Annotated in this window: 23 protein-coding genes and 1 pseudogene; 12 read left to right on the forward strand and 12 right to left on the reverse strand. The window is 59.3% G+C overall.

Features of this window, described 5'->3' with window-relative positions:
• Positions 1-48: 48 nt before the first annotated feature.
• Together DTA24_RS05830 and ascF are read right to left on the reverse strand one after the other, a co-directional pair.
• On the reverse strand, positions 49-1,473 hold the full coding sequence (locus DTA24_RS05830) for a 6-phospho-beta-glucosidase (RefSeq protein WP_022065322.1): 1,425 nt from the start codon (positions 1,471-1,473) through the stop codon (positions 49-51).
• A gap of 26 nt (positions 1,474-1,499) precedes the next feature.
• A complete protein-coding gene (gene ascF, locus DTA24_RS05835) occupies positions 1,500-2,942 on the reverse strand; it encodes a PTS cellobiose/arbutin/salicin transporter subunit IIBC (protein ID WP_123836588.1) in 1,443 nt (480 codons plus the stop codon).
• Between the two features lie 267 nt (positions 2,943-3,209).
• On the opposite strand from ascF, the gene DTA24_RS05845 reads away from it, so the two are divergent.
• From DTA24_RS05845 to DTA24_RS05865, 5 genes are all read left to right on the forward strand, one after another.
• A complete protein-coding gene (locus DTA24_RS05845; RefSeq protein ID WP_022065321.1) occupies positions 3,210-4,223 on the forward strand; it encodes a LacI family DNA-binding transcriptional regulator in 1,014 nt (337 codons plus the stop codon).
• A 135-nt stretch (positions 4,224-4,358) separates the two neighbouring features.
• Entirely contained in the window at positions 4,359-4,886 is a 528-nt protein-coding gene (gene hydN, locus DTA24_RS05850; RefSeq protein WP_008806174.1) for an electron transport protein HydN, read from the forward strand.
• An 8-nt stretch (positions 4,887-4,894) separates the two neighbouring features.
• Positions 4,895-7,129, forward strand: a complete 2,235-nt coding sequence (gene hypF, locus DTA24_RS05855) for a carbamoyltransferase HypF (protein ID WP_123836589.1) — start codon at positions 4,895-4,897, stop codon at positions 7,127-7,129.
• Entirely contained in the window at positions 7,126-8,139 is a 1,014-nt protein-coding gene (locus tag DTA24_RS05860) for a HoxN/HupN/NixA family nickel/cobalt transporter (protein ID WP_008806172.1), read from the forward strand. The genes hypF and DTA24_RS05860 overlap by 4 nt, the downstream gene beginning before the upstream one ends.
• A gap of 502 nt (positions 8,140-8,641) precedes the next feature.
• A complete protein-coding gene (locus DTA24_RS05865; protein WP_022065928.1) occupies positions 8,642-9,976 on the forward strand; it encodes an MFS transporter in 1,335 nt (444 codons plus the stop codon).
• Between the two features lie 39 nt (positions 9,977-10,015).
• Here the strand turns inward: DTA24_RS05865 and DTA24_RS05870 are convergent, their stop codons facing one another.
• Entirely contained in the window at positions 10,016-10,732 is a 717-nt protein-coding gene (locus DTA24_RS05870) for an IclR family transcriptional regulator (protein ID WP_008806170.1), read from the reverse strand.
• Between the two features lie 166 nt (positions 10,733-10,898).
• Between DTA24_RS05870 and DTA24_RS05875 the strand changes: the two genes are divergently transcribed.
• From DTA24_RS05875 to DTA24_RS05885, 3 genes and pseudogenes are all read left to right on the forward strand, one after another.
• Complete coding sequence (locus tag DTA24_RS05875; RefSeq protein WP_012967367.1) at positions 10,899-11,594, forward strand: diguanylate cyclase; 696 nt, start codon at positions 10,899-10,901, stop codon at positions 11,592-11,594.
• Positions 11,591-12,538, forward strand: coding sequence for a hydroxyacid dehydrogenase (locus DTA24_RS05880; protein WP_008806168.1), 948 nt, complete (start codon positions 11,591-11,593; stop codon positions 12,536-12,538). Before DTA24_RS05875 ends, DTA24_RS05880 begins: the two co-directional genes overlap by 4 nt.
• 229 nt (positions 12,539-12,767) lie before the next feature.
• Positions 12,768-13,765: pseudogene (locus tag DTA24_RS05885) on the forward strand (IS110 family transposase).
• 323 nt (positions 13,766-14,088) lie between these two features.
• Here the strand turns inward: DTA24_RS05885 and norW are convergent.
• Both norW and norV read right to left on the reverse strand, forming a co-directional pair.
• On the reverse strand, positions 14,089-15,222 hold the full coding sequence (norW, locus tag DTA24_RS05890) for an NADH:flavorubredoxin reductase NorW (protein WP_032740879.1): 1,134 nt from the start codon (positions 15,220-15,222) through the stop codon (positions 14,089-14,091).
• Positions 15,219-16,667 (reverse strand): anaerobic nitric oxide reductase flavorubredoxin, encoded by a 1,449-nt coding sequence (norV, locus tag DTA24_RS05895; protein ID WP_032731130.1) that lies wholly within the window; start codon positions 16,665-16,667, stop codon positions 15,219-15,221. The genes norW and norV overlap by 4 nt, the downstream gene beginning before the upstream one ends.
• 187 nt (positions 16,668-16,854) lie before the next feature.
• On the opposite strand from norV, the gene norR reads away from it, so the two are divergent.
• Positions 16,855-18,405, forward strand: a complete 1,551-nt coding sequence (norR, locus tag DTA24_RS05905; RefSeq protein WP_110215705.1) for a nitric oxide reductase transcriptional regulator NorR — start codon at positions 16,855-16,857, stop codon at positions 18,403-18,405.
• Here norR and gutQ read toward each other — a convergent pair.
• The 7 genes from gutQ to DTA24_RS05940 all read right to left on the reverse strand — a co-directional run bounded on the left by gutQ (position 18,368) and on the right by DTA24_RS05940 (position 23,350).
• The gene (gene gutQ / locus DTA24_RS05910; RefSeq protein WP_008806164.1) at positions 18,368-19,333 is read right to left on the reverse strand and encodes an arabinose-5-phosphate isomerase GutQ; all 966 of its coding nucleotides are present in this window, start codon (positions 19,331-19,333) and stop codon (positions 18,368-18,370) included. The two genes, norR and gutQ, sit on opposite strands and share 38 nt — an antisense overlap.
• Entirely contained in the window at positions 19,326-20,099 is a 774-nt protein-coding gene (srlR, locus tag DTA24_RS05915; protein ID WP_008806163.1) for a glucitol operon DNA-binding transcriptional repressor SrlR, read from the reverse strand. The genes gutQ and srlR overlap by 8 nt, the downstream gene beginning before the upstream one ends.
• A gap of 67 nt (positions 20,100-20,166) precedes the next feature.
• Complete coding sequence (gene gutM, locus DTA24_RS05920) at positions 20,167-20,526, reverse strand: transcriptional regulator GutM (RefSeq protein ID WP_023298118.1); 360 nt, start codon at positions 20,524-20,526, stop codon at positions 20,167-20,169.
• Between the two features lie 124 nt (positions 20,527-20,650).
• Positions 20,651-21,430 (reverse strand): sorbitol-6-phosphate dehydrogenase, encoded by a 780-nt coding sequence (gene srlD / locus DTA24_RS05925; protein ID WP_008806161.1) that lies wholly within the window; start codon positions 21,428-21,430, stop codon positions 20,651-20,653.
• Between the two features lie 12 nt (positions 21,431-21,442).
• The gene (gene srlB / locus DTA24_RS05930; RefSeq protein ID WP_008806160.1) at positions 21,443-21,805 is read right to left on the reverse strand and encodes a PTS glucitol/sorbitol transporter subunit IIA; all 363 of its coding nucleotides are present in this window, start codon (positions 21,803-21,805) and stop codon (positions 21,443-21,445) included.
• 13 nt (positions 21,806-21,818) lie between these two features.
• Positions 21,819-22,790, reverse strand: a complete 972-nt coding sequence (locus DTA24_RS05935) for a PTS glucitol/sorbitol transporter subunit IIB (RefSeq protein WP_012540783.1) — start codon at positions 22,788-22,790, stop codon at positions 21,819-21,821.
• Positions 22,787-23,350 carry a PTS glucitol/sorbitol transporter subunit IIC gene (locus DTA24_RS05940; protein WP_022065932.1) on the reverse strand — a complete coding sequence of 188 codons (564 nt, stop codon included), beginning with the start codon at positions 23,348-23,350 and terminating at the stop codon, positions 22,787-22,789. The genes DTA24_RS05935 and DTA24_RS05940 overlap by 4 nt, the downstream gene beginning before the upstream one ends.
• 276 nt (positions 23,351-23,626) lie before the next feature.
• Between DTA24_RS05940 and mltB the strand changes: the two genes are divergently transcribed.
• The 3 genes from mltB (at position 23,627) to DTA24_RS05965 (ending at position 26,611) form a co-directional block, all read left to right on the forward strand.
• On the forward strand, positions 23,627-24,706 hold the full coding sequence (gene mltB / locus DTA24_RS05945; protein ID WP_012540785.1) for a lytic murein transglycosylase B: 1,080 nt from the start codon (positions 23,627-23,629) through the stop codon (positions 24,704-24,706).
• A gap of 334 nt (positions 24,707-25,040) precedes the next feature.
• On the forward strand, positions 25,041-25,751 hold the full coding sequence (locus DTA24_RS05960; protein ID WP_162493235.1) for a metal ABC transporter ATP-binding protein: 711 nt from the start codon (positions 25,041-25,043) through the stop codon (positions 25,749-25,751).
• Positions 25,748-26,611 (forward strand): metal ABC transporter permease, encoded by an 864-nt coding sequence (locus tag DTA24_RS05965; RefSeq protein WP_012540788.1) that lies wholly within the window; start codon positions 25,748-25,750, stop codon positions 26,609-26,611. Before DTA24_RS05960 ends, DTA24_RS05965 begins: the two co-directional genes overlap by 4 nt.
• Positions 26,612-26,617: the final 6 nt, after the last annotated feature.

A 26,617-nucleotide genomic window follows, 5' to 3' on the forward strand; every position in this document is an offset into this window, starting at 1 on the left:
CCCGTCCCCCGTTTATCGCGGGGAATGGGCGCGCGTGGGCGAGGACGCTTAGTCGAGATCGGCGCCGTTGCTGGCTATCACCTTCTGGTACCAGAAGAATGACTTTTTACGCTTACGCGCCAGGGTGCCATTGCCGGCATCGTCGCGATCGACATAGACAAAGCCGTAGCGCTTGCTCATCTCGCCGGTTGACGCTGAGACCAGATCGATGCAGCCCCAGCTGGTGTAGCCCAGCACCGGAATACCGTCGCCGATAGCGTCGCGCATTGCCCTGATGTGCTCGCGCAGGTAGCTGATGCGATAGTCGTCATTGATGTCGCCATTGGCATCGATCTCATCGCGGGCGCCAAGCCCGTTTTCCACCAGGAACAGCGGTTTCTGATAGCGGTCGTACATCATGTTCATGGTGATACGCAGGCCCAGCGGGTCGATGCCCCAGCCCCATTCGCTGGCCGGGATGTGCGGGTTCTTCAGCGACTTGACGATATTGGCGGCATTGGTGTTGCTGGCGTTCATCTCCGCCGAGGCGCAGCGCGACGCATAGTAGCTAAAGGAGACGAAATCGACGGTGTTTTTGAGGATCTCGTCATCGCCCGGCTGTTTCGCAATCGTGACCCCTTTTTCCCGGAACACCCGCGCGGCCCACACCGGATAGGCGCCGCGCGCCTGGACGTCGATAAAGAACAGATTTTCGCGGTCCTTCTCCAGCGCCATCCACACATCTTCCGGCTTGCAGGAGTAAGGATAGAAATTGCCGCCCGCCAGCATGCAGCCGACCTGATTTTGCGGGTTAATCTCATGGGCGATTTTTGTCGCCAGCGCGCTGGCCACCAGCTCGTGATGCGCGGCCTGGTACTTCACCTGCTCCTGATTTTCACCCTCTTCAAACACCAGCCCGGCGCCGGAGTAGGGGCTGTGCAGCATGATGTTGATTTCATTGAAGGTGAGCCAGTATTTCACCAGACCGTCAAAAGCTTCAAAGCAGGTGCGGGCGTAGTGGCTGAAAAAATCCACCATTTTGCGGTTGCGCCAGGAGCCGTACTCCATCACCAGATGCATCGGCACGTCGAAATGACACAGCGTGACCAGCGGCTCAATACCGTGCTTTTTGCACTCCTCAAACAGTGAGCGGTAGAAGGCGATGCCCTGCGGATTCGGCTGCTGCTCGTCGCCGCGCGGGAACAGGCGGCTCCAGGCGATGGAGGTGCGAAAGACGCTGAACCCCATCTCGGCCATCAGGGCAATATCTTCTTTATAGCGATGGTAAAAATCGATCGCTTCATGGCTGGGGTAAAATTCGTCTTCACGCAGCGTAAAGCGCTTCTCCAGGCCTAATTTTACCGGCAGGCGGTGGGCGCCGTGGGGGAGGGTATCCACGGTGGTCAGCCCCTTACCGCCTTCAAGATAAGCGCCTTCAGACTGGTTGGCGGCCAGTGCGCCGCCCCATAAAAATCCCTGTGGGAAACTCGCCATGCATTACCTCATTATCAATTGTGTGTTCAGGCGTGGGATGCCTGGGCCCGGGCCTGGCGCGCTCTGGCGTCGGCAGCGGCCTGTTCAACGGGAATATCTTCAAAGCCGAGGATCAGCGTCAGGGCAAACGACAGCACCACCGACAGCGCCATCACGCCAAATACCCAGACGATAGTCATCGGATTGGCTGGATCGAAAAACTGCACGCTGGTAAACAGCCCTGGCGCCGCCATCGAATGGCTGGCCAGACCGGCGATTCCCGCCACCGCGCCGCAGATAAAGCCGCTGATTAAGCTGGCGATCAGCGGGCGCTTCAGGCGCACCGCCACGCCGTACAGCGCCGGTTCGGAAATCCCGGCCAGAATCGCCGATGCCGCGGCGGCCAGCGCCGTCTGGCGCAGCTCCGGGTTTTTGGTTTTCCACGCCACCGCCAGCGACGATCCGCCCAGCGACAGGTTGGCGCCGATCTCCGATGGCATCACCATGCCCTCTTTGCCGGTTTCGGCGATGGTCTGAATGATGGTTGGCGTAAAGACGCGGTGCATCCCGGTCATCACCAGCAGTGGCCACAGCCCGCCCATGATCGCCACCGACAGCCAGCCGAGATAGCTGTGGATCGTATACACCAGCGCGGAAATGGCGCTACCGATCCAGATGCCCAGCGGGCCAATCAGCAGGATCGCCAGCGGGGCGGCGATCAGCACGATCAGCATCGGCTTAAGGAAGTTTTTCGTCACCGCCGGGGTAATGCGATCCACCCAGCGCTCGATATACGACAGGCACCAGGTCATCACCAGCGCCGGGATCACCGTGTAGGTGTATTTCACCGCGGTAACCGGAATAAAGGCAAATTCAACGTGTTCGCCCTGGGCGGCTTTGGCCATCAATTCGATAAACCCGGGATGCACCAGCACCCCGGCGATGGCGATAGCCAGCGACATATTGGTTTTGAATTTCACCGCCGCGGAGGCGGCCACCATCAGCGGCAGGAAGAAAAATGCGCCATCGCCGATAAGCGCCAGAAGTGTCAGCGTCGGCGAGCCTTTCGGCAGCGCGCCGCTCATCTCAAGGATCATTACCAGCAGCTTGACCATCGATCCGCCGATAATCGCCGGGATCAGCGGCGACATGGTGCCGATCAGCGCGTCAAGGATCCCGGCGCCGATGCGTTTCAGGGTTAGCGGCGCTTTGCCCTGCGGCTCAGCCGGGCGCAGGTCGCCAGGCAGCAGATTCACGACCTCGCGGTAGGCCTGGGAAACGGTATTGCCGATGATCACCTGGCACTGGTTATCGCTGCGCACAACGCCGAGTACCCCGGTCAGGCCTTTCAGGGTGGGGCTATCGACCTTTTCGTCGTCTTTGACCACGAAGCGCAGACGGGTCATGCAGTGGGTCACGGCGGCGACGTTATCGACTCCGCCGATTGCCTCGACTATCTGTTGCGCCAGGGCTGCATAATTTTTCGACATCGGATTTTATCCTGTTTATCAATAGGGTACTGATCTGCTACCGCGCCGCATCGCCGGGCGATACCATGTTTATATAGGAAACCGGTTCCACAAAATCATGGTGAGTTTCATTTGATTGCACAAGGAATAAAAAAAGATGATCTCAATTTTGTGATTTTGATCGCGAAGCGTCGCCGTGAGCCGGATCGCGGTGGTGAACAGGGGAATGCTGTAAAAGCGGGAAACGTGCAGTACACTGCCTGCAACTTTTGCAACAGGAAGAATCACATGGCAACGATGCTGGAGGTCGCAAAGCGCGCGGGGGTATCGAAGGCAACCGTTTCGCGGGTACTGTCGGGCAACGGCTATGTCAGTCAGGAGACCAAAGACCGGGTGTTTAAGGCGGTGGCGGAGAGCGGCTACCGGCCTAATCTGCTGGCGCGCAACCTGGCGACTAAAACGACGCAAACCCTGGGCCTGGTGGTGACCAACACCCTGTACCACGGCGTCTATTTCAGCGAGCTGCTGTATCACGTGGCGCGGATGACGGAAGACAAGGGACGACAGCTGATCCTGGCCGACGGCAAGCACAGCGCGCAAGAGGAGCGGGAGGCGATCCAGTACCTGCTGGATCTGCGCTGCGATGCGATCATCATCTACCCGCGCTTTCTCACCGTTGACGAGATGGACGAGATCGTTGAGAACCACTCGCAGCCGATCATGGTGCTTAACCGCCGCCTGCGCCGCCACGCCAGCCACTGCGTCTGGTCCGATCAAAAAGCCTCGGCGATGCGGGTGGTGGAGCGGCTGATTGCGCTTGGCCATCGCGATATCGCCTTTATTACCGGCTCCCTTGACTCACCCACCGGCGTCGAACGCCTTGCCGGCTACAAAGACGCGCTGGCTGGCCATGGCATCGCCCTGAACGAGGCGCTCATCGCGGAGGGGCGCTGGACGCCGGAAACCGGCGCGGCGGCGGTGGAGATCCTGCGTCAGCGCGGGGTGACCTACAGCGCGCTGGTGGCGAGCAATGACGATATGGCGATCGGAGCGATGAAGCAGCTTCACCAGCTGGGCGTTAAGGTTCCGGATCAGGTCTCGGTGGTGGGGTTTGATGATATTGTGCTGGCGCCGTATATGGTGCCGTCGCTCGCCAGCGTTCGGGTACCGGTGACGGAGATGATTAAAGAGAGCATCAATCGGCTGATATTTATGCTGGATGGTGGGGAGTTCAACTTTCAGCAGAGCTTCCCCGGGGCGCTAATTGAGCGTGATTCACTGGTGGCGGGTCCCTGTGCCTGACGTCGTCAGCTGTCATCGTCACTACTGACGATGACAGCAAATGTTCGATTTAATTCTCTTAACTATCAATGATATAAAAACTGGAACGTATTATGCATACTCCGGCGCCTAACCTTCTTACTGCTGGAGAAATGGATGAACCGTTTCATTATCGCCGATGCGAGCAAATGTATCGGCTGTCGCACTTGCGAAGTGGCCTGCGTGGTGTCCCATCAGGAACATCAGGATTGCGCCGCCCTGACGCCTCACACCTTTCAACCGCGTATTCACGTGATCAAAGGGGTCAATGTCTCCACGGCGACCGCCTGCCGTCAGTGTGAAGACGCCCCCTGCGCCAACGTCTGCCCGAACGGCGCCATCAGCCGCGATAAAGGCTTTGTCCATGTGATGCAGGAGCGCTGCATCGGCTGCAAAACCTGCGTTGTTGCCTGCCCGTACGGGGCGATGGAGGTGGTGGTGCGCCCGGTGATCCGCCATAGCGGCGCCGGACTGAACGTCGTGGCGGAAAAAGCCGAAGCCAACAAGTGCGACCTCTGCTTCCACCGCGAGAGCGGCCCGGCCTGCATGGAAGTCTGCCCGACGCACGCCCTGGTGTGCGTTGACCGCAATAAACTCGAGCAGATGAATATCGAGAAACGTCGTCGTACGGCGCTGGCCTGGTAAGTCGTGGCATGAAAGGGGTGCAAATCCGCATTCGCGGTAAAGTGCAGGGGGTGGGGTTCCGCCCCTTTGTCTGGCAGCTGGCCCGGACGCAGGCCCGCTGCGGCGATGTCTGTAATGACGGTGACGGCGTCCTCGTGCGGCTGGCCGGGGGCGACGATGGTTTTACTGCCGCTCTGGCTGACCACTGCCCGCCGCTGGCGCGTATCGACAGCACCGACTGCACCCCTTATTGCTGGACGGCCACGCCGAAGGATTTCACCATCCGCGAGAGCGGGGCGGGATGCATGCGCACTCAGATCGTGCCCGATGCCGCGACCTGTCCGGCGTGCCTCGCGGAGATGAACGATCCCCGGGCGCGCCGCTACCGCTACCCCTTTATCAACTGCACCCACTGCGGGCCGCGGTTAACCATTATCCGCGCCATGCCCTACGACCGGCCTTTCACCGCAATGGCGCCGTTCCCGCTCTGTTCCCCTTGTGAGGCGGAGTTCCGCGATCCTGCGGATCGCCGTTTTCACGCCCAGCCGGTGGCCTGCCCCGACTGCGGACCGCGGCTGGAATGGCGGGCAGAGGGGGAAACGCTGAACAGCGAGGCGGCGCTGCAGGCGGCCATCACGCGGCTGGCGGCAGGCGACATCGTGGCGATAAAAGGCATCGGCGGCTTTCATCTGGCCTGCGATGCCGGTAATCCTACTGCCGTTGCCACGCTGCGGGCGAGGAAACACCGTCCGGCGAAACCGCTGGCGGTGATGTTGCCGTCAGCGGCGGGCTTACCCGCCGACGCCGCGGCGCTGATGGGCTCCCCGGCGGCGCCCATCGTACTGATTGCTAAAGCGCAGGTCTCCGGCCTGTGTGACGAGATTGCGCCAGGACTTGCGGAAGTAGGGGTGATGCTGCCGTCTAATCCGCTGCAGCATTTGCTTCTGCAGGCCCTGGCGCGCCCCATCGTCATGACCTCCGGCAACCTTAGCGGCCGTCCGCCGGCGTTAAGTAATGCTCAGGCGCTCAACGACTTAGCCGACATTGCCGACGGCTTTCTCTTGCATAATCGCGACATCCTGCAGCGAATGGATGATTCGCTGGTGCGGTCAAGCGGTGAAATGCTGCGCCGCGCCCGGGGCTACGTCCCGGATGCGCTGCCGCTGCCGCCGGGGCTACAAGACATCCCGCCGCTGCTGGCTCTCGGCGCGGATATGAAAAATACCTTCTGCCTGGCGCGCGGCAGCGAAGCGCTGCTGAGCCAGCACTTTGGCGATCTTGGCGAGGAAGGCGTTGAACAGCAGTGGCGCAGCACCCTGCAGCTGATGCAAAGCATTTACGCGTTTGTGCCGCAGCGGGTGGTGGTTGATGCCCATCCCGGCTATCGCTCAACGCAGTGGGCGGCGTCCCTGTCGCTGCCGGTGGAGGCGGTGCTGCATCACCATGCCCACGCGGCGGCTTGCCTGGCGGAACATCGATGGCCGCTTGACGGCGGCGACGTTATCGCCCTGACCCTCGACGGCATCGGGATGGGGGAAAACGGTGCGCTGTGGGGCGGGGAGTGCCTGCGGGTGAACTATCGCCAGTGCGAACATCTTGGCGGACTGCCGGCCGTGGCGCTGCCGGGCGGTGACCTGGCGGCGCGCCAGCCGTGGCGAAATCTGCTGGCTCAGTGCCTGGCCTTTGTCCCTGACTGGCAGGATTATCCGCAGACCGCCCCCCTCCGCCAGCGCAACTGGCCGCTGCTGGCGCAGGCCATCGATCGCGGCATTAACGCGCCGCGCGCCTCGTCCTGCGGGCGGCTGTTTGATGCCGTCGCCTGTGCGCTGGATTGTGCGCCGGAGAGCCTGAGCTATGAAGGCGAAGCAGCCTGTCGGCTGGAAGCGCTGGCCGTCAGCTGCCCCGGCGTCAGCCACCCGGTTACGCTGCCGTGGCGCGACGACGTGCTGGACTTAGCAACCTTCTGGCGACAGTGGCTGAACTGGCAGGCGACCCCGGCGCAGAAAGCCTGGGCCTTCCATGACGCCCTGGCCTGTGGGCTGGCGGCGATGGCCCGCGACTGCGCCACTGCCCGCGGTATCGAGACGATGGTCTGCAGCGGCGGGGTGCTGCATAACCGCCTGCTGGCGGCGCGATTGACCTTTTATCTGGCGGATTTTACTCTGCTGTTTGCGCAGCAGTTGCCGGCCGGCGACGGCGCAATCGCATATGGTCAGGCGGTGATCGCCGCCGCCCGCGGGCAGGCTCAAGGAACACAACAATGATAATGACAGTTTTACGCCAGCAGCCGCGCGCTGCGGGACTGGTGTTGGGGTTGATCGCGGCAAACTTACTGGCCTGGTGCTGGGCGCTGCAGGCCTTTGGCGACAGCGGCGCGCTGATGGCCGCCAGCCTGCTGGCCTGGGGCTACGGCCTGCGCCACGCGGTGGATGCCGACCATATCGCGGCGATTGATAACGTGACCCGGAAGATGATGCAGCAGGGGCGGCGGCCTTTCGCCGTCGGGGCCTGGTTCTCGCTGGGCCACTCATCGATTGTGGTATTGGCCTCGGCGGCGATTGCCGCGACCGCCACGGCCTTCAGCGCGCAGATGAGCTGGCTGCATGACACCGGTAGCGTCATCGGCACCGCCGTGTCGGCCCTGTTTTTACTGGCGATGGCTTTTATCAACCTGGTGATTTTACGCAGCGTGTGGCGCAGCTTTCGGGCGTGGAAGCGCGGTGAGAAAGTGAGCGACGAAATCGTCAGCGGCGGCGGGGTGATGAGCTGGCTGTTTGGCAAAACCTTCCGTCTGGTCAGCCGCAGCTGGCAGATGTACCTGGTCGGCTTCCTGTTCGGCCTCGGTTTTGACACCGCTACCGAAATCGGCGTGCTGGGTATCTCCGCCGCCGGCGCGTCGAGCGGGATTTCCGTCTGGTCGATTATGGTCTTCCCGGCGCTGTTCGCCAGTGGTATGGCGCTGGTGGATACCCTCGATAACGTGCTGATGGTCGGCGCCTACGGCTGGGCGTTCAGCAAACCGCAGCGCAAGCTTTATTACAATATGACCATCACCGGCACCTCGGTGGTGGTGGCGCTGTTTATCGGCGGCCTGGAAGCGCTGGGCCTGCTAATGGATAAGTTTGCGCTCAGTGGCGGGATATGGCGCTGGGTGGGGATGTTAAACGATAACCTTGGCGATGCCGGATTTGTGGTGGTCGGGTTGTTTGTCGCCTGTTGGGCGCTGTCGGTGCTTAACTACCGCTGGCGCGGCTACGACAATCTGGCGCGTTAGCCTGATATTTTCCCGGCTTGCGCTGTGCTTAGCCGGGCTACCCGATCTGCCCGGCGGCGCTGCGCTGACCCAGGTCCTGGCGATGCATCGCTCTGCGTCAATAATCTCAATTACTTAACTCACTGAAAAATTGGTATTTTTTATCAAACCTTCATTTTCCCTCGTTTTAACGACCCGAAGCATCTGTGATTTACCTCTTATTTACATAATTTAAACCACTCGTTAACTGGATAAAAACACGACAGCCTCGTTATAGTAGTTTTGTAAAATAAAACTAAGTTGTACAGAGTGCAACAATAGCGAGATGTTCATGGAGATCGTTACCGCGCCGCACCTTGCGGCCAGAAACGTGTGGCTTGCGTTACCTGGTGAAGCAACATGACAACCCAGGTAGCCCATCCTCATCTCCGGACGCGGCAAAACGGACGCATCAGGCTGAAGTCACTTATTTCGTCACTACATCGTTTTCCTGATAAACATAATGAAACCCTGCGAGGAAACCATGACCGATCAATTACCGAACCGCGCTATCGATAACGATGCGCTGGAAAAAGAGACCATGCGGCGGGTTATCTGGCGCATCCTGCCTTTCCTGGTTGTCAGCTACCTGGTGTCGATTATTGACCGGGGCAATATTGGTATGGCTGCGCTGCAGATGAATGAGGATCTGGGCCTGAGTAAGGCGGCTTTTGGCTTCGCCAGCAGTTTGTATTTTGTCGCCTATTTTATCTTTGAGGTGCCCAGCAACCTGGCGATGCAGAAGGTGGGGGCGCGCTTGTGGATCCCGCGCATTATGATCAGTTGGGGAGTGGTATCGATGTGTATGGCGCTGGTGCAGAACACCACCTCCCTTTACATCGTCCGTTTTTTACTGGGCGCTGCCGAAGCGGGCTTTTTTCCGGGCGTGGTACTCTATCTTACCTGGTGGATCCCGTCACGCTACCGTGCGCGTATTATTGCCTCTTTTATGGTGGCCATTCCGCTGGCTAACTTTATCGGCTCACCGCTTTCAGGGCTGATCCTGATGCTGGATGGCTGGTTAGGGCTGCGCGGCTGGCATCTGTTATTCATTATTGAAGGGTTGCCGGCGGTGCTGCTGGGGATTGCCGCTTTCTTTATTTTGCGCGACCGCCCGCATCAGGCTGGCTGGTTAAACGACCGGCAGAAGACGTGGCTGGAAAACACGCTTCAGGCGGAGCGCCAACAGCAGAAACAGATCGGCCATACCACCACATGGCAACTGTTGAAGCATCGCCAAATCTGGCTGATGGCGTTGATTTACGCCGGTGCGTCGTCTGCCGGCACCACGCTTAGCGTCTGGTCTCCACAGCTGCTGAAGTCGTTCCATCTTGATAACCTGACCACCGGGCTGCTGAATGCCATCCCCTATGGACTGGCGTCGGTGCTGATGATTGTCTGGGGACGCAGTTCGGACCGGAAAAATGAACGCCGCTGGCACACGGCGCTTACCCTCTTTATGATTGCGGCTGGCGTGTTCGCGGCATTTATCAATCTGTCGCTTCCGGCCACCATTATGATCCTCAGTACCATACTGATTGGCGCTTATGCGGCGAAGGGCCCCTTCTGGGCGCTGGCATCGGGCTGGATGAGCAGCACGTCAGCCGCCGCCGGGCTGGCGGCCATCGGCGCGATCGCCAACCTGATTGGCGGCGCGGTGATGGTGAATGCCTATGGCATTATTAGCGAACGGACAGGAAGCCATACGCTGGCGATGCTGCCGCTGGCCGCCTTGTGTCTGGCAGGCGGCATTGCGGTGCTGGCCATGGGACGGCGTTACTCGCAGACTGCCAGGCAGGAAAAACAGATGACCCATTAATAAGCAAAGGCGGGATTTTTCCCGCCTTCTTAGCCAATCTTACTCTTTCAGACCGTAAAACCTTTCGCAGAATGGCTTGCTGGCGCCTAGCTTGAGCGACAGGCGGTTGGCCGTCTCCTGCATGAGCTGGCTGATGCCGTTTTCTTTACGATCTTCCGTCAGACGCGATGCCGGCCCGGTCAGGGCCAGCGCCGCGATCAGTTTATCGTGGACGCCAAACACCGGCATTGCGAAGGCCGCGGTGTGCGGGTCGCGCGCGCCGGAGGTATAGAACGGCAGCGTCGGTTCGTCTTCCTGCAACGATTCACCCAATCCCCAGTGGCGTAAAACCTTGCTGATAGCGGAACCATCCAGCGGGAACTGGCTGCCGGGCAGGTTGCTGTGGCGTAATCCCTGGGAGGCTTCGGCGCGGAACAGACACAGGCGCTGTCCCCCCTCAATCACATACCAGCTCGCGCTTTCGCTGGAGGCCTGTGACAGCGCCTGCAATTCCGGCTGTACGACTCTGGCAAGTTCAAATGATTGCTCATAGAGCTTGCCGAGATAGAGCAGACGGTGGCCGAGCGTATAGGTGCCATCGTCGTGCCGGATGATGTAGTTCATTCGCTCAAGCGAATTCATCAGGCGATAAACGGTTGTTTTGTGATATCCCGAAAGCTGGGCCAGCTCCGTTAACGTCAGACTGTCATTACCGGGACGGAAGCAATCAAGTAAAGCCAGCGCCTTTTCAACGGCAATTACGCCTTCATTCCCCATCATGTTCTCCTTTTTGCCGAACAAAATTGTACCTGAATTTTGTGAGTAACTTCGTGTTTACATCACAAACAACTTCGCAACACTGGCGAAAAGCGAAGCAATGCTCGTATAGTTGTTTTATATAGTACACGTGAGTTGTATCTAGTAAAACAAATGGAGAGTAACCATGCCTGCTTCGCAACAGAAACTCATCAACTTTGATATTGCGCGTGTTGACGCGGAAGAGGTCCGCCAGGCCGCCGAATTTCAGGCCGCCATTCTGGCTGACGTGGCCGGACGCCGTGGCACATTACATGGCCGCATCAAGCCGCTGGCGCCGCATATGGCGGTTGCCGGGCCAGCGATTACCGTAGAGGTCCGCCCGGGGGATAACCTCGCTATTCACGCCGCAATGGCCGTCGCCAAACCTGGCGATGTGCTGGTCATCGACGGGAAGGGCGATCTCTCCTGCGCGCTGCTGGGAGAGATCATGGCCACGCAGGCCCAGGCCAGCGGTATCGCAGGGATTATCATTGACGGTGCCGTTCGCGATGCGGAAACCTTAAGTAACCAACTCTTTCCGGTTTTCGCCGCCGGCCTGAATCCGTGCGGCCCCACCAAGTTCATTCCAGGCAGGGTCAATCACGCTATTTCAGTCGGTGGCGCCGCCGTGCAGGCAGGTGACTTAGTGGTAGGGGATATTGACGGCGTGGTCGTTATCCCGCGCGATGAAGTTCGCACCATCATCGAACTGGCGAAAGGCAAACTGGCGATGGAATCAAAACGTCTGGTTGCTATCCGCGACGGCGACCTTCGTCCGCACTGGCTGGAGAGCGCTCTGCGTCAGGCAGGGATGCTGAGCGAAGGGGAGACACTGCCATGAGCGCTAAAAACGTCATCCTGATTACCGGCAGCGATTTGGCTGCAGCAGCGCTGGAGATGCTGGAAGATTACGAGCTTGTCTTTGCCGGCCGCCAGCCAACAGAATCCCAGCTGATAGCCTTGTGCCAGCAGCACAATCCGCTCGCGATACTGGTGCGCTATGGCAAAATCACGGCCGCCGTCATGGATGCCGCCCCGGCATTGAAGGTGATTGCCAAACATGGCAGCGGCATTGATGTCATTGACGTTGAGGCGGCCACCGCGCGCGGCATAATGGTTCGCGCGGCGACGGGGGCCAATGCCGCCGCGGTTTCCGAACACACCTGGGCGTTAATTCTGGCCTGTGCCAAGTCGGTAATTCCGCTTGACCGCCGCCTGCGTGAAGGGCACTGGGATAAATCAACGCATAAATCACTCGAACTTGAGGGCAGAACGCTGGGACTGGTCGGCCTCGGCGCTATTGGCAGCCGTGTGGCGAAAATTGCCGTCGCCTTTGGTATGAAGGTTCTGGCTTACGATCCCTACGCGAAAACGGTCCCGCCGGAATGTGAACGTGTTGACGAACTCAAAGACCTGCTGATGCAGGCCGATGTTCTGTCCCTTCATTGTCCCTTGACGCAACACAACAGAGGAATGATCAATGCCGCCACGCTGGCGCAGTGTAAGCCGGGCGCTATCCTGGTGAATACTGCGCGCGGCGGGTTGATTGACGATGTGGCGCTGGCCGCAGCATTAAAAGCGGGGACCTTGCGCTGGGCGGCGCTCGACAGCTTTCACAGTGAACCACTCACCACGCCGCATATCTGGCAGGCGATTGATAATGTCATTCTGTCTCCGCATGTGGGTGGCGTTAGCGATGCCTCTTACGTGAAAATGGGGACCGCCGCCGCAGCCAACATTCTGCAGGTGCTGCAGGAGTCGGCTCAGACAGAAACAACGTTTTGAGTGTTAACCGAACCTGCGCTTCCGGTTAATTTTTCGGCACTCTGTTTTCCGTGGCGCAGGGAGCGGCCAGACGCCGCCCCCTGCGCTGGCGGCGCTGCGCTTGCGCGGGCCTACAGTATATGAGCTTACGGGCGGCCTCCGTAGGCCGATGTAATGGACACCTCCCACCTTACGGCATCAATGTGCCAGACTGAGGTGTTAACTTCAGTTCCCAGGGGGAGGTGTCCACATGAATATTAAACGTATTGGCCTCGATCTCGCAAAACAGGTTTTTCAGCTTCATGCGGTTGATCACCAGGAACGTGTTGTGCTTCGCAAAACCCTGCATCGCGCCCGGATGCTCACCTTTTTCACCCGGCTCGAACCCTGTCTTATTGGTATCGAAGCATGCGGCTCCTCGCATTACTGGGCACGCGAGCTGACCCGACTCGGTCACACGGTTCGCATTATTCCGCCTCAGTTCGTTAAGCCTTATCTGAAGGGCAATAAAAATGATGCCAATGATGCCGAAGCGATCTGCGAGGCCGTCAGCCGGCCGGGGATGCGCTATGTTGCCATTAAGTCTGAAGCACAACAGAGCATGCAGGCTGAACACCGGGTTCGTGCCCGCCTGATCCACGACAGAACAGCGCTCAGCAACGAAATACGCGGGATGCTGGGTGAATTTGGCTTTGTACTTCCCGCTGGGTTGTCCGCTCTCCGTAAAGCACTGCCGGAAATACTTTCTCAGCAGGAAAAATGGGATAACCGCTTTATCCGTCTGCTGAGTGAGTTAACAGAAGAACTTCAGGCACTTGATGAGCGACTGAATCGTTATGACAGCTGGCGCAGGAAGATGAGCGTATCAGACGACTTCAGGAGATCAGCGGGATTGGTCCGGTAACCGCCAGCGCCCTGGTCGCCGCAGTGGGTGATGCAAAACAGTTTAAGAGCGGGCGGGAGATGGCAGCCTGGCTGGGACTGGTGCCCCGGCAACATTCGAGCGGCGGAAAAACCAAAATGGGTCACATCAGCAAAAGGGGCGACAGCTACCTGCGAACGCTGCTGATCCACGGTGCCCGTGCGGTGCTGAATGCGTGTGATCACAAGGAGGACCGGCGAAGCCGGTGGCTTCAGTCGGTGGCAGAAAGACGTAACAGGAATATCGCAACGGTCGCCATGGCGAACAAAAATGCACGTATAGCCTGGTCGGTACTGAGCCGGGGGGAAGAGTATCGTGTGATGTGATACAGACCTGACTGAATGTCAGAGAAGCGTCATCCTGTCGTGAGATTGCGGAGTCATTAAGCAGTGATGTGTAACAGGTAAGACCGACACCTGAAAACTCCGGTTTACCCGAAGGCTCCCTGCGAAGCAAAGCCGTTAGGCCGAATGGAACCAGGTGTGCAGATAACATCATGGCCGGGTACGACGGTACCGAAAGAGAGGCCGGATATACGAAAGCATCTTACTCCCGTTACACAAAATGCAGAATGGCTTGCATAACGGGAGGTGTCCATATACGGGTAAGCGTAGCGCCACCCGGCAAAACAGGGCTGCCTGGACGGTAATCAACTCACCAGTTGCTTGAGCAGCGCAAAGGCTTCCTTCATTTTGTCTTCACTCACCACAAAGGCACGCAGTTGATTCTCTGCATCCAGGCCTTTCGCCACCAGCCCCTCTTTGGCGGCCACGATATTCCACGTCAGATCGTCGCGGCGGGTGTCGCCGGCCAGATGCAGCGGCAGATCCGGGGTTTTCACTTTCACCAGCATTGGCGGCAGCTTGAGTTCCCCCGCCTGCGCCAGCAGGTTTTTACTCAGGCACATGGCGCTGAGTAAAATCGGCTGCAGGAACGGCAGTACCGTACCGTTGATTTCCGCACAGTCGCCGAGCGCATAAATCGCCGGGTCGCTGGTTTGCAGTTGGTTATTGACCACCACGCCGCGGTTAATCTGCAATCCAGCGTGGCGCGCCAGCGACGTTTCCGGGCGCAGGCCGGCGGCGGCCACCACCGCATCGACGGTTAACGCGCGCTGGCGATCGAGGCTGACGCGAATGCCGTCGGCGGTGTGTTCCAGCCCTTCGAGCTGCGTTTTCAGCATCAGATGTACGCCCATCTCGGTAAGCCGATGCTGCAGGCGGCTGCTGGCCTCCGGCGGCATCAGCGCCGCCAGCACGCTGGCTGAGTTATCTACCACCGTTACCGCTTTACCGGCGCGGCAGAAATCCATCGCCAGTTCGCAGCCAATCAGGCCGCCGCCGACGATCAGCACGCGCTTCGCGTCGTGCAGCTGGCTCTGCGCCGCGCCATATTCGCGCTGGCTGTTCAGCGTCAGCATTAGCTCGCGTCCCGGCACCGGCGGGATAAACGGCGTCGCCCCGGTGGCCAGCACCAGTTTGTCATAGCGCCACTGGTTATCCTGGCTCTTCACTAACCGTTTTTCGGCGTCGATATCGCTCACCCAGGTATGGGGAAACAGACGCAGATTATACTGCTCGGCGAACTCGCCGGCGCTTTGCAGGGTCAGATCGTCGGCCTTCTGCCCGCGGCTGATGACATGGCTGAGGTCCGGTTTGTTGTATTCATCCATGCTATCGGCGGCGATTAACGTCAGCGGGATTTGCGTATCCTGCTTACGGATATTTTTCACCAGCTGGCGGGCCGCGAAGCCCGAGCCGATGATGACGATGCCATCACTCATTTTGCCTCCGTCGCCAGTACGTCAAAGACATCTTTGCCAAGAGAACACTCTGGGCAGAGGAAATTGTCCGGCACTTCACTCCACGGCGTACCCGGCTGGACATCCTGGTTAGGTTCGCCTTTCGCCGGGTCATAGACCCACTGGCACACGCTGCACTGCATCATGGGACCGAGATCGGCGGCCGCGGCGGCGGCACAGGCACAGTCCTGTTGTTCCGGCGTTGTCGCTGCTTCAGCAACCGGCAGCGGCGAGAGGGCCCACTGACGAGCGATATCGCGTCCGTGTTGGCGGCACAATTCCAGCGCGTCGATATCCGGGCGCCATTTGGCTTTCAGGCTCAGCGACATCTCAAAGCCGGCATCCTGCAGGCGGGTGGAGAGGCGGTCTACCGCGCCGCCGCTCCAGCCGTGCGAGCCAAAGGCGCTGGCGCGTTTATTGCGAAAACGCAGCCCGGTCATCTCTTCCACCAGCCCGGCGATTTTCGGCATCATCACGTTGTTCATGGTGGAGGTGCCCACCAGCACACCTTTCGAGCGGAAAACGTTGGTGAGAATGTCGTTTTTGTCGCTGCGGGCGACGTTGAAGATTTTTACCGCCACCCGCGGGTCAACTTCGGTGATCCCCTGGGCAATGGCGTCCGCCATCATACGGGTGTTGTTGGACATGGTGTCGTAGAAAATCGTGATGCGATCTTCCTGATAATCCGCCGCCCACTCGAGGTATTTCTCGACGATTTGCGTCGGGTTATCGCGCCAGACCACGCCGTGGGAGGTGGCAATCATCTCCACCGGCAGGTTGAAGCCGAGGATTTCAGTAATTTTCGGCGTCACCAGGCGGCTGAAGGGCGTCAGGATGTTGGCGTAGTAGCGCTGGCACTGTTCGTACAGTTCAATCTGGTCCACTTCATCGTTGAACAGGTGTTCGTCGCAGTAGTGCTGGCCGAAGGCGTCGTTGCTGAACAGCACCGCGTCGCCGGTCAGGTAGGTCATCATGCTGTCAGGCCAGTGCAGCATCGGCGTTTCCACGAAGATCAGCTGTTTACCATTACCGATATCGAGAGTATCGCCGGTTTTCACCACGTGGAAGTTCCACTCAGGATGATGATGGTGGCCGTTGATCGAGTCGATGGCGTTGGCGGTGCAGTAGATCGGCGTATCCGGGATCTGCATCATCAGTTCGGTCAGCGCGCCGGCATGGTCCTCTTCGGCGTGGTTAATGACGATGTAGTCGAGGTCGGCGAGATCGATTTCGCTGCGCAGGTTCTGCACGAACTCGCGGCTGAATTTATGATCGACGGTATCAATCAGCACGTTTTTCTCTTCGCGGATGAGATAGCTGTTGTAGCTGCTGCCGCGCAGCGTTTTATATTCGGTGCCGTGGAAATCACGCACTTCCCAGTCACGTTGGCCAACCCAAAGAATGTTATTTTTAACCGCAATAGACATAGCAACCTCAATCAATACAGTGTGTTTAAACTCAGTTGATTGGCTTATATCAAGTTGCATGCCAACTTTTTAATTCATTGATAATTAGCTATTTTTAATTTTTTCTGATTTTGATTGCTGTCAAAATGACAATGGCTAAAATAGTCGATATGACAATGCGTGTTATCAAAATGACAATGGAGCGGCAATGAGTTTTTCCGTCGACGAGCTGGCGAGAATCGCCATTGATTTACAAAGCGATATTGGTCACACCGACCGCTTTTCGCGCCTGATTACTACCCTGCGGCAGATCCTCGGCTGCGATGCCTCGGCGCTGCTGCGCTATGAGGCTCATCAGTTTGTGCCGCTGGCGATCGATGGCCTGGCGCAGGATGTGCTTGGTCGGCGCTTTGCCCTGGAAGGACACCCGCGGCTTGAGGCGATTGCGCGTGCCGGGGATGTGGTGCGCTTCCCGGCGGATAGCGACTTGCCCGACCCCTATGACGGGCTGATCCCCGGTCATGAGAGCCTGAAGGTTCACGCCTGCGTTGGCCTGCCGCTGTTTGCCGGGCAGACGCTGATTGGCGCGCTGACTCTTGACGGCATGGATGCTGACCGTTTCGATAGCTTCAGCGATGAAGAGCTGCGGCTGATTGCCGCGCTGGTGGCCGGGGCATTGAATAACGCGCTGCTTATTGCCCGCCTTGAGGCGCAAAACGTGTTGCCGGCGCAGCCGGTGAATGACGCGCAGCCTGAGCGTCAGGAGATTATCGGCCTGTCAGCGCCCATGCTGCAGCTGAAAAAAGAGATCGATATCGTCGCCGCCTCGGACCTAAACGTACTGATCAGCGGCGAAACCGGCACCGGGAAAGAGCTGGTGGCGAAGGCGGTGCATCAGGGCTCTCCGCGGGCGGCTAACCCGCTGGTCTATCTCAACTGCGCGGCGCTGCCGGAAAGCGTGGCGGAGAGCGAGCTGTTTGGCCATGTGAAAGGGGCGTTTACCGGGGCTATCAGCAACCGTAGCGGTAAATTTGAGATGGCTGATAACGGCACCCTGTTCCTTGATGAAATAGGCGAACTGTCGCTGGCGTTGCAGGCGAAGCTGCTGCGCGTGTTGCAGTATGGCGATATTCAGCGCGTCGGCGATGACCGCAGCCTGCGGGTCGATGTGCGGGTGCTGGCGGCGACGAACCGCGATCTGCGCCAGGAGGTGGTGGAAGGGCGCTTTCGCGCCGATCTGTACCATCGGCTGAGCGTCTTCCCGCTGTCGGTTCCGGCGCTACGCGAACGGGAAAACGATGTGGTGCTGCTGGCGGGCTATTTCTGTGAGCAGTGCCGCCTGCGGATGGGGCTGGCGCGGGTGATACTCAGCGAAGCGGCGCGAAACAGGCTGCAGCAGTGGTCCTGGCCGGGCAACGTGCGCGAACTGGAGCATGCTATTCACCGGGCGGTGGTGCTGGCGCGGGCCACCCAGGCCGGTGATGAAGTGGTACTGGAGCCGCAGCATTTCCAGTTTGCGGTGACGGCGCCGATGTTGCCGACTGAGACGGCGGCAGCGGCGCCGGCGACGGAAAACGTCAATTTGCGCGAGGCGACTGACTCTTTTCAGCGAGAAGCGATTAGCCGCGCGCTGGAGGCGAACCAGCGCAACTGGGCGGCGACCGCCCGTGCGCTGGAACTGGACGTCGCCAACCTGCATCGGCTGGCGAAACGACTGGGGCTTAAAGGATCCCTGCCTGGTAAAAGTTCTGCAGGTTGATGGCGCCGACCAGTTGGCCGTTTTCATCCACGACCGGCGCGGCGCTGATTTTGTGTTTCATCAGCCGCTCTTTGGCTTCCACCGCGCGGCTTTCCGCCTGCAGCGTTACGCCGTTGCGGGTCATCGCCCGAGTGACGCTATCGTTGAGCGTACCGCCAGCAACCAGCCAGCGGCGCAGGTCGCCGTCGGTGAAAACGCCCTGCACGCGGTTGGTTTCATCGCAGACCGCCACCAGGCCGAGCCCGGTTCGGCTGAGTTCAAGCATGGCGTCCATGACGTTGGCCCCGGCATCGACCCGCGGCACTTCTTCGTCGCGGCGCATCAGGTGATGCACCTTATTCAGCAGACGCGCGCCGAGGGCGCCCGCCGGGTGGGAACGGGCGAAATCTTCTTCATTGAAACCGCGCGCCTGCATCACCGCCATCGCCAGCGCGTCGCCCAGCATCAGGGTGTTAACGGTGCTGGAGGTCGGCGCCAGATGCATCGGACAGGCTTCGCGCTCCACGGCGATATCCAGCACCGCTTTCGCCGCCAGCGCCAGCGGCGAGGTGGATTTGCCGGTCATCGCCAGCAGCGGAATGGATTTCTCTTCCAGCCGCGGCACGATGAGATCCAGCTCTTTTGCGCTACCGGAGTAGGAGATAAACAGCATCACGTCGCGGCTATCGAGCATACCGAGATCGCCGTGCAGGGCTTCCGCCGGATGGACGAAAAAGGCCGGGGTGCCGGTGCTGGCGAAGGTTGCCGCCAGCTTTTTACCGATGTGGCCGGATTTACCGATACCGGAGACAATCAGTTTGCCCTCGCAGTGGATGATGGTTTCCGCCGCGCGGATGAAGTCGTCGCCCAAGCGTTCCGGCAGGCGGCTCGCCTCCTGCAGCTCAAGCATCAGGGTCTGGCGTCCGGCCTCTAACAAAAAGTTACTCATGATGTTCTCCAGTAATAATGACTTCAATACCTTTGGCTTCCAGCGCCCGCTGGAATTCAGGGTCAATATCGGCATCGGTAATCAATTTATCCACGCGTTCAAGGCCGCAGACAATGTTGGGACTTTTACGGCCAAACTTGGATGAGTCGGCCATCAGGATCACTTCGCGGGCGGCGTTACACATCGCCTTACTGACGGTATAGACCTCGTTAAAGGTGGTGACGCCCGCCACCAGATCAATGCCGTCGGTGCCCATAAACAGCTTGTCGAAGCTGAATTGTTCGAATGCGTTTTCCGCCAGCTGGCCGTGGAATGAAGCCGATTTTTTACGGAAGGTGCCACCCGGCATCAGGATGGTCTGCTCGTTATCGAACTCGGAAAGGGCGTTGACGATATGCAGGCTGTTGGTCATCACCGTGATGTTATTGAAGCGGCTCAGCAGCGGCACCATCTGCAGCACGGTGCTGCCGGCGTCGAGGATGATTGAATCGCCATCGTGGATGTAGCGCACGGCGGCCTCGGCAATCTGCGCTTTCTTGTGGGTGTTGATCAGCGTCTTGTGGTCGATAGGCGGGTCGGCCTCGTCTTTATTCAACACTACGCCGCCGTAGGTGCGGATGACGGTCCCGGCATTCTCCAGAATCACCAGATCCTTGCGGATAGTGGTGCCGGTGGTGTCGAAGTGTTGCGCCAGCTCTTCGACCGAGCATTTGCCCTGCGATTGCAGGTGCTCGAGAATGGCTGCCTGGCGCTGACGTGGTTTCATAGGCGTTGTATCCTGCGTTTAAGTTTCGAAGTGATAATTTCGCAAGATATTAACTTTCACAACGAAATTATGCATGTTTCGGATTAAGCGCTAATGATAGTGCATTCTGACAGAGCGGATCATTGGGAAAGATCACATCAGGCTGCAATTCCTTGAGATGTTTACCGCTAAGCGTGGGGATTTTTTGCGGGCTGGCGAAGACGGTGAGACCCTTCATCAACAGCGTATCGCAAATACGATCGTTTTCATCGACGGCGATAGCGACAATCGCGCGTGGTTTAAAGCGCCCGGAGGAACGGCCGACGCCAACGCGGCCCTGCTGGCAAAGGCTATCAAAAGCGCGATTGAAGCGGCGAATTTGCCAGCCGCCGAAAGCCAGCTGAGTCAGCCAGGCGATAGCGGCGACGGTGATTAATGTGGTAACCATAATGTCTCCTGAAGGTGGGGTACCGGGTAAAACCCGGGTACCGTTTTTTGTCGGGTGGCGGCTAGCGCCTGACCCGACCGACATTTTTGTAGCCCGGATAAGCGCAGCGCCATCCGGGAACCTTTTAAAACATCACCTGGCCGCCGGTAACGTTAATTGACTGCCCGGTGCAGTACGACGCCTGCGGGCTGGCGTAAAACATCAACACGTTCAGCACATCCTGGTAATCGCAGCCGCGTTTCAACGGCACCTTATCGATGTAGTACTGCTCGACTTCGCTCTCATCAATGCCGAGCTTGGTGGCATACTGCGGCAGCAGCGACTGGAACATCGGCGATTTCAACAGATTGCCGAGCATCAGCGAATGGACGGTAATACCGTACTCCGCCAGATCCAGCGCCAGCGACTGGGTCAGCCCGACGCCGCCGAACTTCGCCGCGCTGTAGCCGGAGTTGTGCTTACTGCCCACTTTGCCGGACTTCGAGTTGATCTGAATGATGCGACCTTTAATGCCATCGCGGATCATCAGCCGCGAGAACTCGCGGGCGCAGAGGAAATAGCCCACCAGGTTCACCTGCAGCGAGCGGTCGAAATCCCCCAGCGCGAAGTCGCTAATAAACGCCGCTTTGGCAATCCCGGCGCTGTACACTAGCAGATCGACGCGCGTGAAAATCTCATCCACCCCGTGAGCCAGGGCAGTGACGCTGGCTTCGCTGGTGGCGTCGGCGCCGAAGCCGTATGCCGTGCCTTCGCCATATTCAGCGTTGATCTCCTGGGCGACGCGGCTGGCTTTTTCACTTTGAATATCGACCACCGCCACGCGGTACCCCTCGGCGGCCAGACCGCGGCACAGAAACTCTCCTAAGGTTTGTCCGCCACCAATGACAACAGCAACCTGATTCATCTTTCTCTCCTTCTAAGCAACAAATTTCAGTACGCAGCCGGTCGCGATAGCATCCGGCACCGGGCCGGCGACGTGAACGGTTCCGGGAAACTCCGCTTCACGATGGCCGTCGAAGCGCAGGGTGATGTGGCCCAGCTCGCGCAGGTTTTGTTCGGCGACCTCGCCGACGGCGGTCACCGGATAACGCCTGTCGCCGAGCTGCAGCTCTGCGCCCGGCGTCAGGGGGCCGGCAAGCTCGCCGTGGTTGTGAATAAAGCAATACTCTTCGATATCCGCCGGGGCGCCCTCGCGGAAGGTGATCAGCATCTGCTCTTCCAGCGCCATCGTCGCGCAGGCGCCGATGCGGGTAATGGTGGTGTGGTAAATGACGGTCATCTTCAGGAACCTCTTACTGGTAAATAAATCCGGAAACGAACCACGCGATCAGCACGGTTGGCGCGCCGGTGAGGAAGCGGCTGACCAGCACCGACGGCACGCCGACGCGCACGGTATCCTGACGGGCCTCGGCCAGCGACAGGCCTACCGGGATAAAATCGCAGGCGGCCTGGGCGTTAATGGCAAACAGCGCGGGCAGGGCGAGGTGCGGTGGAATGTTGCCAAGGCCGATCTGGACGCCGATCAGCACGCCGATGACCTGGGCGATAACGGCGCCGGGGCCGAGAAACGGCGACAGCAGCGGGAAGGAGCAGATCAGCGCCAGGGTCACCAGCCCCAGCGGATGGCTGGCAAGCGGCGCCAGGCCATGGGCAATCCAGTCGCCGATGCCGGAGGCCATGATGATGCCGATCAGCGCCGAGACGAAGGCCATAAACGGCAGAATGGTTTTCAGCACCGTGTCGATGGTGTCGCGTCCGGCCTGGAACAGCACCGCCACCACCGATCCCATCCCCATCCCGACCTTAGCCAGCAGGCCGTCGCTCTGTTCGGTGATCTTTTTGCTGGCGTCATAATCGCGGCCCGCGGCAGGGAGTGGTTGCGCTGCCGTCTCGCCGCTATCTTCCAGCAGTTTGATGTTCTCTTCTTTCACCCCGGAGACGTAAATATCCTCGACGATATACTGCGCCAGCGGCCCCGATTTGCCAGTGGCATGGATATTCACCGTAGGGATACGGCGCTTGGGATAGAGCCCGCAGCGCAGGGTACCCCCACAGTCGATAATCGCCACGCCGATGTCGCTTTCCGCCGGTTCGCCCTCTTTAAAACCGTCCACCGCCTGCCAGCCGGTCAGGCTGGCGATGCGGTCAACGATCGCCGGGCGGGTGCCGGCGGTGATATAGACGATCTTTTTGCCCTCGACGACGTCGAGTTCAAGGGGGCCGCCCCAGCCGCCGGTGCCTTTCTCAATACGAATGCGGGTCATGATGTCGCTCCTGACAGATGCACTTTCCGGGCAAGCTGAATCGCCATTTTTTTCTCGAAAATAGAGGTGGTCAGGTCGGTGACCCAGCCGCGGAAGAAGTTGGTCACCAGCCCAACCAGCAGATAGCTCACCGCCAGGGGACCAAGCGGCAGGCCAAGCGTGGTGAGGCCGTTGGCGATGCCGAGATAAACAAACAGCTCGCCGGGGTTGATATGTGGAAAGAGACCGTTCATCGAGTGGCAGCTATAGGACGCCGCCGCGTAATAGCTGGGCTTGTACTTCTCTGGCATAAAGCGGCCGAGACTTAAGGTCATTGGGTTACAAAAAACGAAGGTGCCGATGCAGGGCAACAGCAGATAGCGGGAGATCGGATTTCCGGCGCAGCGCTGCGCCAGTTTTTCGATCCGCTGCTGGCCGATAAAGTTGATCAGCGCGTTCATGATCACCAGCAGGCTGATCAGTAAGGGGAGGATCCCGGTCACCATGCCGGTAAATACCTCGCCGCCTTTCTGAAACAGGCCGATAAACCACTCCGCGCCGTGGGTAACGACGTCAATCATTGTTCTCTCCTTCAGCGTGTTATTTTTCTTGCTAACTGCAGGCTGATTTTAATCATTTTGAAAGGTTTTAAAGTGTTAAATGGATCGCAAAATGAAAGATAAATATTTTATTTTGAAAGTTTGAAGGCAAGAGGATGAAACGATGAGGCGCATGGCAGTATGTAGGGAAGGGGCGATGAAGGACTATTTTGTCTACAAACGGATTGTCGCTTTCTTGTTGGTTGTCGCATGCTTTACCATAATTATCCCTTGCTGAATTTGTTAAACGGAATTCCCATGTTGAAGCGTCGCTATCTGGCTTTACTTCCCCTTTGTGTGCTCCTCGCTGCCTGCAGCAGCAAACCCAAGACCCCCGCGGAAACGGAGATGGCGAGTGGAACCGGCGGCTTTTTGCTGGAACCGCAGCATAACGTGATGCAGATGGGCGGCGACTTCGCCAACAACCCGGCGGCGGCGCAGTTCATCGATAAGATGGTGGCGAAGCACGGTTTCGACAGACAGCAGCTGCAGGAGATCCTGTCGCAGGCTAAGCGCCTGGATTACGTCCTGCGGCTGATGGATCGTCAGGCGCCGACCGGCCTGCCGCCGACCGGGCCGACCGGCGCCTGGCTGCGCTACAAGAAACAGTTTATTACCCCGGATAATGTGCAGAACGGCGTGGTGTTCTGGAACCAGTATCAGGATGCGCTGAACCGCGCTTATCAGGTTTATGGCGTGCCGCCGGAAATCATCGTCGGCATTATCGGCGTGGAGACTCGCTGGGGTCGGGTGATGGGCAAAACCCGCATCCTTGATGCGCTGGCGACCTTGTCATTTAGCTACCCGCGCCGCGCTGAATACTTCTCGTCGGAGCTGGAAACCTTCCTGTTAATGGCGCGCAGCGAAAGCGACGACCCGCTGGATCTGAAAGGCTCTTTCGCCGGGGCGATGGGTTACGGCCAGTTTATGCCGTCCTCCTATAAGCAGTATGCGGTCGATTTTAACGGTGACGGCCATATCAACCTGTGGGACCCGGTGGATGCCATCGGCAGCGTGGCCAACTACTTCAAACAGCATGGTTGGGTGAGCGGCGATTTGGTGGCGGTGCAGGCGCTGGGCCAGGCGCCGGGGCTGGAGAATGGTTTCAAAACCAAATACAGCGTGTCGCAGCTTGCGGCGGCGGGGCTAACCCCAACCCAGCCGCTGGGTAACCATCAGCAGGCCAGTCTGCTACGGCTGGATGTCGGCACCGGCTATGAGTACTGGTACGGGCTGCCGAACTTCTACACCATCACCCGCTACAACCACAGCACCCACTACGCGATGGCCGTCTGGCAGCTGGGTCTGGCGGTTTCGCAGGCCCGTGGCGGGTACTGATTTTCATCCGGCTGACAGATTCCGCGCCTCCCCGGATAGCGGCGCGTAGCGCCTTATCCGGGCTACGGTCTGGTATCCGGTTGGTAGCCCCGGTAAGCGCAGCGCGACCGGGGGATGACGCCGGGGAGGCCGCGCTTAACCTCTCGTTTTTTCCCGCCCGCATGCCTCTTGTTGACCTTTGTTACATTTCTGCCCACTGACACTGATTTACATTCTTTTTTCGCTTCTGTATTGTTATGTTATAACATTAAAAGAGGTGAAATATGTTCACATCAGTTTTTATGGCCTCCGGCGCGACGCGCGCGACCATCGCAGGCGTGCTGCTGGTGGCGCTATGGTTAGCGACCTGGTGGGCGGTGGCGCTGCCATGATTGAGCTGGAGCAACTGGTCGCTGGCTATGACGGGGTGGCGATCACCCCACCGTTGAGCGGGATGATATGCCCCGGCAGCCTGACAGCAATCGTTGGCCTCAATGGCTGCGGAAAATCAACGCTGCTGAAAACGCTCGCCGGGTTTCTACCACCGGTCAGTGGCCGCCTGCGCTGGCAGGGGAAACGGCCGGTGATTGGCTGGCTGGCGCAGCGCCATGCCCTCGAGTCGCAGTTTCCTCTCAACGTGCAGGATGTGGTGAGTCAGGGCGCATGGCCCGGCGTGTCGCTGCTACGCGGTCTGGGCGGCGATACCCGGCGACGTATCAGCGCGGTGCTGGAGCGGGTCGGGCTGGCGGGTCTGGCGAAATCGCCGATTGAGGCGCTCTCCGGCGGCCAGTTTCAGCGCATGTTGTTTGCCCGGGTGATGGTGCAGCAGGCGCCGCTGGTGATGCTCGACGAGCCCTTCACCGGCATCGACGAAGCGACCTGCCGGGAACTGATGGAATTGATCCTCGAGATGCATCAGCAGGGGCAGACCATCCTGGCGGTGCTGCATGATAACCAGCGGGTGGCCGACTTTTTCCCCGAGACGCTGCTGCTGACTCCCCAACGCGCCTGCTGGGGCGTCACCCGGGCGGTACTTCCGGCTTTCAGTCATGCGAGGTCGGCATGATCTGGCACACCTTCTTTCAGCCTTTTATTGAATTTGGTTTTATGCGCCGGGCGCTGGTGGTGTGTCTGGCGCTGTCGCTGAGCACCACCATGCTGGGCGTCTTCCTGCTACTGCGGCGCATGAGCCTGATGGGCGATGCGCTGTCGCACGCCATTCTCCCCGGGGTGGCGGTGGGGTATCTGCTGAGCGGCATGTCGCTGCTGGCCATGACCCTGGGCGGCTTCATCGCCGGCATCGTGGTGGCGCTGGTGGCCGGGTGGGTGAGCCGGCGGACACCGTTAAAAGAGGACGCCAGCTTTGCCGGATTTTATCTGGGATCGCTGGCTCTGGGCGTCACCCTGGTGTCGCTGCGCGGCTCCAGCGTCGACCTCCTGCATCTGTTATTTGGCTCTATTCTGGCGGTCGATCGTGACGCGGCGCTATTTGTCAGCGGCGTCGCCAGCCTGACGCTGCTGTGCATTGCGCTGTGCTACCGCGGTCTGGTCAGCGAGGCGTTCGACAGCGCCTGGCTGCAGGTGAACCACCCCCGCCTTCCCGCGCTGCTGCATGGACTGTTTCTGGCGCTGCTGGTGCTTAATCTGGTGGCGGGGTTTCAGGTACTCGGCACGCTGATGGCGGTAGGGGTGATGATGCTTCCGGCGGTTGCCGCGCGCTGCTGGGCGCGAACGCTGCCGGGCATTCTGCTGCTGGCGGCGCTCTCCGGCGCACTCTGCGCCTGGCTGGGATTAAGTCTCTCCTGGGCGGCCAGTCTTCCCGCCGGGCCCGCCATCGTGCTGACCGCCAGCGCGCTGTTTTTTATTTCGCTGTTTTTTGGCACGCATAGCCGGCTGCTGGTCGGCTGGCGCAAATTGATGGGGTAAGGAAAT

It is taken from the genome of Klebsiella sp. P1CD1, from assembly GCF_003790505.1.
GTDB lineage: Bacteria > Pseudomonadota > Gammaproteobacteria > Enterobacterales > Enterobacteriaceae > Klebsiella > Klebsiella variicola.

What these genes read in the sequence shown, in the direction of transcription:
- DTA24_RS05830 (WP_022065322.1), bottom strand. Translation starts at nt 1,473, where the DNA reads ATGGCGAGTTTCCCACAGGGATTTTTATGGGGCGGCGCACTGGCCGCC.
- ascF (WP_123836588.1), bottom strand. Translation starts at nt 2,942, where the DNA reads ATGTCGAAAAATTATGCAGCCCTGGCGCAACAGATAGTCGAGGCAATC.
- DTA24_RS05845 (WP_022065321.1), top strand. Translation starts at nt 3,210, where the DNA reads ATGGCAACGATGCTGGAGGTCGCAAAGCGCGCGGGGGTATCGAAGGCA.
- hydN (WP_008806174.1), top strand. Translation starts at nt 4,359, where the DNA reads ATGAACCGTTTCATTATCGCCGATGCGAGCAAATGTATCGGCTGTCGC.
- hypF (WP_123836589.1), top strand. Translation starts at nt 4,895, where the DNA reads ATGAAAGGGGTGCAAATCCGCATTCGCGGTAAAGTGCAGGGGGTGGGG.
- DTA24_RS05860 (WP_008806172.1), top strand. Translation starts at nt 7,126, where the DNA reads ATGATAATGACAGTTTTACGCCAGCAGCCGCGCGCTGCGGGACTGGTG.
- DTA24_RS05865 (WP_022065928.1), top strand. Translation starts at nt 8,642, where the DNA reads ATGACCGATCAATTACCGAACCGCGCTATCGATAACGATGCGCTGGAA.
- DTA24_RS05870 (WP_008806170.1), bottom strand. Translation starts at nt 10,732, where the DNA reads ATGGGGAATGAAGGCGTAATTGCCGTTGAAAAGGCGCTGGCTTTACTT.
- DTA24_RS05875 (WP_012967367.1), top strand. Translation starts at nt 10,899, where the DNA reads ATGCCTGCTTCGCAACAGAAACTCATCAACTTTGATATTGCGCGTGTT.
- DTA24_RS05880 (WP_008806168.1), top strand. Translation starts at nt 11,591, where the DNA reads ATGAGCGCTAAAAACGTCATCCTGATTACCGGCAGCGATTTGGCTGCA.
- norW (WP_032740879.1), bottom strand. Translation starts at nt 15,222, where the DNA reads ATGAGTGATGGCATCGTCATCATCGGCTCGGGCTTCGCGGCCCGCCAG.
- norV (WP_032731130.1), bottom strand. Translation starts at nt 16,667, where the DNA reads ATGTCTATTGCGGTTAAAAATAACATTCTTTGGGTTGGCCAACGTGAC.
- norR (WP_110215705.1), top strand. Translation starts at nt 16,855, where the DNA reads ATGAGTTTTTCCGTCGACGAGCTGGCGAGAATCGCCATTGATTTACAA.
- gutQ (WP_008806164.1), bottom strand. Translation starts at nt 19,333, where the DNA reads ATGAGTAACTTTTTGTTAGAGGCCGGACGCCAGACCCTGATGCTTGAG.
- srlR (WP_008806163.1), bottom strand. Translation starts at nt 20,099, where the DNA reads ATGAAACCACGTCAGCGCCAGGCAGCCATTCTCGAGCACCTGCAATCG.
- gutM (WP_023298118.1), bottom strand. Translation starts at nt 20,526, where the DNA reads ATGGTTACCACATTAATCACCGTCGCCGCTATCGCCTGGCTGACTCAG.
- srlD (WP_008806161.1), bottom strand. Translation starts at nt 21,430, where the DNA reads ATGAATCAGGTTGCTGTTGTCATTGGTGGCGGACAAACCTTAGGAGAG.
- srlB (WP_008806160.1), bottom strand. Translation starts at nt 21,805, where the DNA reads ATGACCGTCATTTACCACACCACCATTACCCGCATCGGCGCCTGCGCG.
- DTA24_RS05935 (WP_012540783.1), bottom strand. Translation starts at nt 22,790, where the DNA reads ATGACCCGCATTCGTATTGAGAAAGGCACCGGCGGCTGGGGCGGCCCC.
- DTA24_RS05940 (WP_022065932.1), bottom strand. Translation starts at nt 23,350, where the DNA reads ATGATTGACGTCGTTACCCACGGCGCGGAGTGGTTTATCGGCCTGTTT.
- mltB (WP_012540785.1), top strand. Translation starts at nt 23,627, where the DNA reads ATGTTGAAGCGTCGCTATCTGGCTTTACTTCCCCTTTGTGTGCTCCTC.
- DTA24_RS05960 (WP_162493235.1), top strand. Translation starts at nt 25,041, where the DNA reads ATGGTTAGCGACCTGGTGGGCGGTGGCGCTGCCATGATTGAGCTGGAG.
- DTA24_RS05965 (WP_012540788.1), top strand. Translation starts at nt 25,748, where the DNA reads ATGATCTGGCACACCTTCTTTCAGCCTTTTATTGAATTTGGTTTTATG.